General features: G+C 50.3%; 4 protein-coding genes. 2 read left to right on the top strand and 2 right to left on the bottom strand.

All coding sequences use genetic code 11. The features are described 5' to 3' along the window. On the top strand, positions 1-214 hold a 214-nt coding region (locus C5S62_RS02470), incomplete at its 5' end, for a TCP-1/cpn60 chaperonin family protein (protein ID WP_275541722.1). Between the two features lie 484 nt (positions 215-698). Here the strand turns inward: C5S62_RS02470 and C5S62_RS02465 are convergent. Both C5S62_RS02465 and C5S62_RS02460 read right to left on the bottom strand, forming a co-directional pair. Then, on the bottom strand, positions 699-3,365 hold the full coding sequence (locus C5S62_RS02465) for a M60 family metallopeptidase (protein ID WP_104403912.1): 2,667 nt from the start codon (positions 3,363-3,365) through the stop codon (positions 699-701). A 42-nt stretch (positions 3,366-3,407) separates the two neighbouring features. Next, complete coding sequence (locus tag C5S62_RS02460; protein WP_104403911.1) at positions 3,408-4,760, bottom strand: leucine-rich repeat domain-containing protein; 1,353 nt, start codon at positions 4,758-4,760, stop codon at positions 3,408-3,410. Between the two features lie 196 nt (positions 4,761-4,956). Between C5S62_RS02460 and C5S62_RS02455 the strand changes: the two genes are divergently transcribed. Continuing rightward, positions 4,957-5,562, top strand: coding sequence for a YqiA/YcfP family alpha/beta fold hydrolase (locus C5S62_RS02455; RefSeq protein WP_104403910.1), 606 nt, complete (start codon positions 4,957-4,959; stop codon positions 5,560-5,562). Positions 5,563-5,685 lie beyond the last annotated feature (123 nt).

The following is a 5,685-nucleotide window of genomic DNA, read 5'->3' as shown; positions in this document are numbered from 1 at the left end:
CTTCGGCTACAATGCCAAGAATGAGACTTTTTGCGACCTGCGTGCTGCCGGTGTGGTAGATCCTGCCAAGGTGACGCGTGTGGCTCTTGAGAATGCTGCCAGTGTGGCCGGTATGTTCCTCACTACGGAATGTGTCATCTGCGACAAGAAGGAGGACAAACCTGAAATGCCGATGGGTGCTCCCGGCATGGGTGGCATGGGCGGCATGATGTAATGTGCGCGCCTTCCGTTAATTGACAGATATATTCACGTAAGAATAGAAAATACAGCTCCGGATACCTTTGGGTGTCCGGAGCTGTTCATTATATGTGAAGAGGGCGGGAGAGGGATGTTCTGTAATGACAGGCATTTATGATTTTGTCTGATGCTTGCAGCCCCTTATTGGAGATGTAGACGCTTTAATGCGGGCAAGACTCTTTAAGGGGGAGTATTTACGGCTTTTAGTCCTTTTGTTCTTGTCGTGGAATCTCAAATCATTCTCTGGCAGAATATGTCCGCGACATCCGCCGATCTGATTTTTTGAGGAAATGCCTGTTCAAATCCGATATATGGTCTCACGCAAATAAGGTTGATAGGTTGAAGGAATACTTAAAATCCTGTGATGATGTGCAGGAATTCTTTAAATAAAAGTGCCGCAAAGAATTTCTCTCTGCGGCACTTATCTGTTTTTCAGATGTCAGGCAATATTTCAGACTGCATTATTTCTGATAACATTTAACGCGTTGTCCGTTGTAACCCACTGCCATGATGTAGGCTGCTCCTTCCGACGCGGGCCACAGCACTTTCGTGTAGCGGGAAGACTTCTGGGCATCTCCGAGACCGAACATGGAAATGCGCAACAGATTATTATCGGCATCGTAAGTCTCGTAGCCTACGGCATTTTTCCATACTTCGTTGTCCACCTTAATGGCGTTGCCCTCGGAAGTGCAGCCGGCGTTGACGGGAGTGTTTTCATCAATAGTGCCCTTATCGCGGAACACCTGCCAGTTATAGGCATTGATATAGTTGAGGCTTTCGGGTATAGGAGCATAATTCTTTGATCCGATATAGTCCTTCAATTCCTTAACCATTTCTTCGGTGATGATAAGCCAGCCCGGACTGTAGTCCTCTATGTAGGCCTTGACGGGATTGAGCATGCCAGCCTTCTCGAAGAATGGGATGAAATTAATCTGGGTGGAGTCACAGAATGTCTTCATGAACTGAAGCTGGAACTGGCCGTTGGTCAGGTTCGTATTGGCATTATTGCGGATGCCTTCGAGCATCTTGCCGTAAGCGTCGGGAGCTTGGGCGGCACCATCGTTGAGGCAGAAAAGTTCCAGCTGGTAAAGCGGAACAACCTTGAGGAAGTGGTCGTAATTACGCTTGGTAGTCTGTACGTTTTGGCCTTGGTTGCCGTTGGCGTCTTCATCTTTAACGGTGACATTGTTTGGGGTGGAGCCATGATAGTCGGGACCATCCTGCAACTGCCACGTTATGCCTTTACGCACGCCTTCTTCAAGATAGGCCTGGAAACGGCCGCCGCGCCAACCGCGGTATTCGCCGATGCCGGAGTTCTCGTCTTCGAGGCGGTGGTAACCGTTACCGAGAGTATGTTCTACCCATGCGGCATAAACATTGTTGGTGGTCTCACCCATACCGTCCCACTTGAATCCGGGGCGTACCTGATTGACGTGGCCAAGTTCGTGGCCGAGTCCCCAAAAACCTAGATCGTCGGGATTCGTCCATTGGTCAAAGGAACCGAAAGCGGCTGCGGCTCCTACACCGTCGGCATACATACCACTGGTTACGCAACGGGCGAACTGGCGGTTCTTAGGCTCGCGGCCGTACTTTGCCAATCCCATGATTTCCCATTCACGCAGGATGACGTTGTCGTAGAGTTGTGCCAATTCCATGCCTTTGCGGGGACATACTCTTTGTAGAGATACGAGGGGAGCGGCAACCTGCATGCGCTGTGAGCGGATGTCGATAATGTCGCTCTTGGCGTTGGCCAAAAGGTTTTGCCAGTCTTCGTTGGTGTCGCCGCGCTGGAGGTCGAAGTATCCGTTCTCATCGGCCATGGCAAAGTGGATTTTCACTTTGGGCAGTGATGCGAAATTGTCGGAGTAATAAGATATGTAGCCGTTGCCACGGTTGGTAGGCATGATAAGGTTGACGCCATTTTTCAGGGGATAGGAACTTTCGGGCTGGTTGTCGCCATCGTATTGCGACGGACCGAAACTCTTGATGATAAGGCTGGGCGCAACTTCTGTGATGCCTTCGACAAACAAAACGATGGGCATGTCCTTTGTGAAGTAAATGCCTGTAGGATTTTCGTAGCGGTTGTAATTGCTGGTCATCAGCTCGCGGCTCAGGCTTTCGACGGTACGGTAAGGCTCGAACTCACCCACACGATATTTCTTTGAGTAATCGGAAGAGAGCATATTGGTCACTAACTGACGCACGTATGGCTCGGAAATGCCGGCTGCCGCGGCTTCGTCCACTTCGGGTTTGAGTTGCGTGCAAAGGGCGTCGTTAAAATATTTGGCGAGTTCGGACGCAAATGTATTGTTGTTGGAATAAAACCCCATTTCAGCGCAGCTGGCGAAGTTCTTTCCAGAACCGTCAGAAGCGGCGCTGAGAACTTCGAACTTTATTCTTTTGACATTGTCTATACCGTTTTTGCCAAAATCAATACGGTGTGTACCGCTTCTCTGTCCTAAATCAAAAACTCCGAGTTCTTTAAAGTCCAGAGAATTGTCAATAGTGGTGTAAAGCACTCTCACTTCGCCGAAGTTACCGTTACTTCCGCTGGGGCGTGTAGTGTAAAGGGCATAATCCACGTGCGAGGGTTCTTTGATGGTGTAAGTCAGTGTGACGGGCATTGTTGTTCCGCTCCAGGCAGAGTGATAAATGGTGGAGGGGTTGTTGTCGTAACTTTTTTCGATGCCTTCGCCGCCTTGTTCAGATGATGCCGTGGCCGACTGTATTTCATGTTTAATGTCGCTGGGTACGGTGAATGCGGCGGTGTTGGCGGCCTGTTCCACTATGAGTGTACGCGTCAGGCTGCCATCGGCTGTGGTAAGTGTCACCTGTCCTGTGCGGGGAGTTGTGGCACTGCTGTTGTAGCTGCTGAATAGAGTGAGATTCCCATTGCTTTCTTTGCGGCAGGTAAACCAGTCGGCGGAGCCGGCAACAGTGTAGTCTGAATTTCCTGCTACTGCTATGGATTTGAAATCAGGATTATAGCCCATGCGCACGGTGTCTGCGCTTGTGAGTATGTGGGCTTTTTTGCCTGTGCCGGCATCGAGCAGAACTCCCTGCGCGCCTGTGGATATAGGGGCTGTCAATGCCAGGGTGGTTATGATAGACTTGATTATTGTTTTCATATTAATGTCGATAAATATCTGTTTGAATGGAAGAAATATCTTTTATTTCATGATGACTTTCTGACCGTTGATGATGTAAATTCCTTTTGTGGGATTTTCCACTCGCCGGCCGCTGAGGTCGTAAACTGTTCCGGACTGGTTGTCTTCATCAACGAGGGTGTTGCCGATGCCTACCGGCGGGATGACCTTGGCGGGAACTGTAGAAAGAACAAGGTTGGGATAATAGCTGGCCTTGCCGGTAATGACAACTCCCGGCTGCTCTTTGTGGAAAGTCCAGTTTCCGGAGGAGTAGGTATAATCCAGTCCGTTGCCTTTTTCCAATTCTTTGCCGTTGAGGTCTGTTGTGGTGTAGGATATACCGATGATGACGCTTCCAAAGCAGTCTACGCCCAATTGGGGCCTTAGGTTGTATTTTTCTCCGACGGAGAATTCTTCAATCAGGAAGTGGGGGTTCTGCGGGGCTACAATATAATTGAAGGTAGCGTCCTTAAGTTTGGGAAGTGAATTGAAGAAGAGACTGTTTTCGTGGACATAGAGATTTTTCAAGGCCGGAGCTTTCTGAGCTCCTCCCCAACTGATCATATTGATTTTGTTGTGGTCGGCGCTGAGCGTCTGGAGGCTCTTTTCTGCGGCTGTACCATCGAGTTCAAGTTGTTCCAGCTGGTTGTTTTCCACCCATAGTTCGGCAAAATCCGTCATGTTTTTTGGGAGCGTCAGTTCGGTCAGTCCATTGGATGAGGCCAGCAAGTTCCGGAGCCCGGTTGCTGATGCGGAGAGTTTGAGGGCGGAGAGTTTGTTGCGCTGTGCCCACAACGTTTTCAGGCCGGTCATGAGGTTCACCCCCGTGATGGCCTGAAGCTGGTTGTCGGCGCAGACGAAGGTCTGTAGCTTTTTGTAGGTAGAGGACGCGAAACTGATTTTGGCAATGGCGTTGCCGGCGCAGTTAAGGTCGGTCAGTTCGGCGTTTTGCGCGAGCGACAGTTCCGTCAGCTGGTTGCCGCGGCAGTCGAGTTCCGTGAGGGCTTTGTTGGCCTTGAGGTCTAGTTTCTGCAGGGCGTTGTCAGCACACATCAGCTTCTGCAGTTGTGGCGCTCCGGCGGTGTTGAGGCTGACCATACCGGCATCAGGCGCATAGAAGTGGGTGATGATACCCTCCGACGAGGTGATGGTGAGCGAGTCGGATACGACGGTTATTTCTACGGGCAATCCGCTGAAAGTGCAGGTCTCTGTCGTGCCGTTGCTCCAGGCCATCGTAGCGCTCAGGCCGGAGTTGAGAGCCAATGTGATGGTTTCTCCGGCTGTGCGGTTGGTCTTCAGGCCTATCACATCGGCAGAGGCATGCCCAGCGAAGAGTGTCAGAAGGGCTGCCGGAATAAGCAGGGAAATTTTACGCATAAAATGATTAGATTTATTAGTTGATTGAATTCGGCAACAAAAATACGTTATTCTTCCTAATTGACACCATTTTCATGGACCTTTAAAAGATAATAATAGTGAAAAGACCCCTGTTTTTCGGCAGATAAGCCGTAACTTTGCGTACAAACCATGTTATTGAGGCGCGTTATCCATTCACCGACATATCAAACCATTCATGAAACTGATTTATTTTCACGGTTTTGCCTCTTCGGGAGCCAGCGGTACCGTTCAGTTGCTGCGCAAGTTGCTTCCTGAAGATGAGATTATAGCCCCCGACATTCCTGTGGACCCTCAGGAGGCTTTGCCTTATCTCAAACAACTTTGTGCCGACGAACAGCCAGACCTTGTGGTAGGCACGAGTATGGGCGGCATGTATGCCCAGCAGATGAGAGGCTTCAGGCGTATCTGTGTGAATCCCGCCTTTCGCATGTCCACTATGAGCAAGGGGCTGAGAACGGGTACGCATAAGTTTCTCAATGGCCGTAAGGATAATGCCAAAGAATTCCGTATCACACAGGACATTGTGCGGCATTTCAACCAGATGGAGCGCAACCAGTTTAAGGATATTGCCCCCGATGACCGTGACCGTTGCTACGGCCTTTTCGGCATTGCCGACACGACAGTCAATCCGGTGAACGCTTACAACACCTTTTGTAAGTATTATACGCATGCCGAGCGTTTTGACGGCGGCCATCAGCTCAACGAAAAGGTGCTTAGACACACCCTCCTGCCGCTTGTGCGCCAACTGATGGAGGCCGCAGGTGTTTCCATGAGCCGCTGACGGCTGTAGCGGGGTGGCCGACGGGTGGTTTTGCGGTTGCAGGCGGATTGTTTTCAGGCAGCGCCCCTTTTTAACACAATTTGCTTTCCGACGGAAAATACTGTATCTTTGTAATAGCCAAGC

Source organism: Prevotella sp. MGM2, from assembly GCF_002933955.1.
GTDB lineage: Bacteria > Bacteroidota > Bacteroidia > Bacteroidales > Bacteroidaceae > Alloprevotella.
The sequence above is the reverse complement of the archived record's forward strand: the minus strand, read 5'-3'. Positions and strand labels throughout refer to the sequence as shown.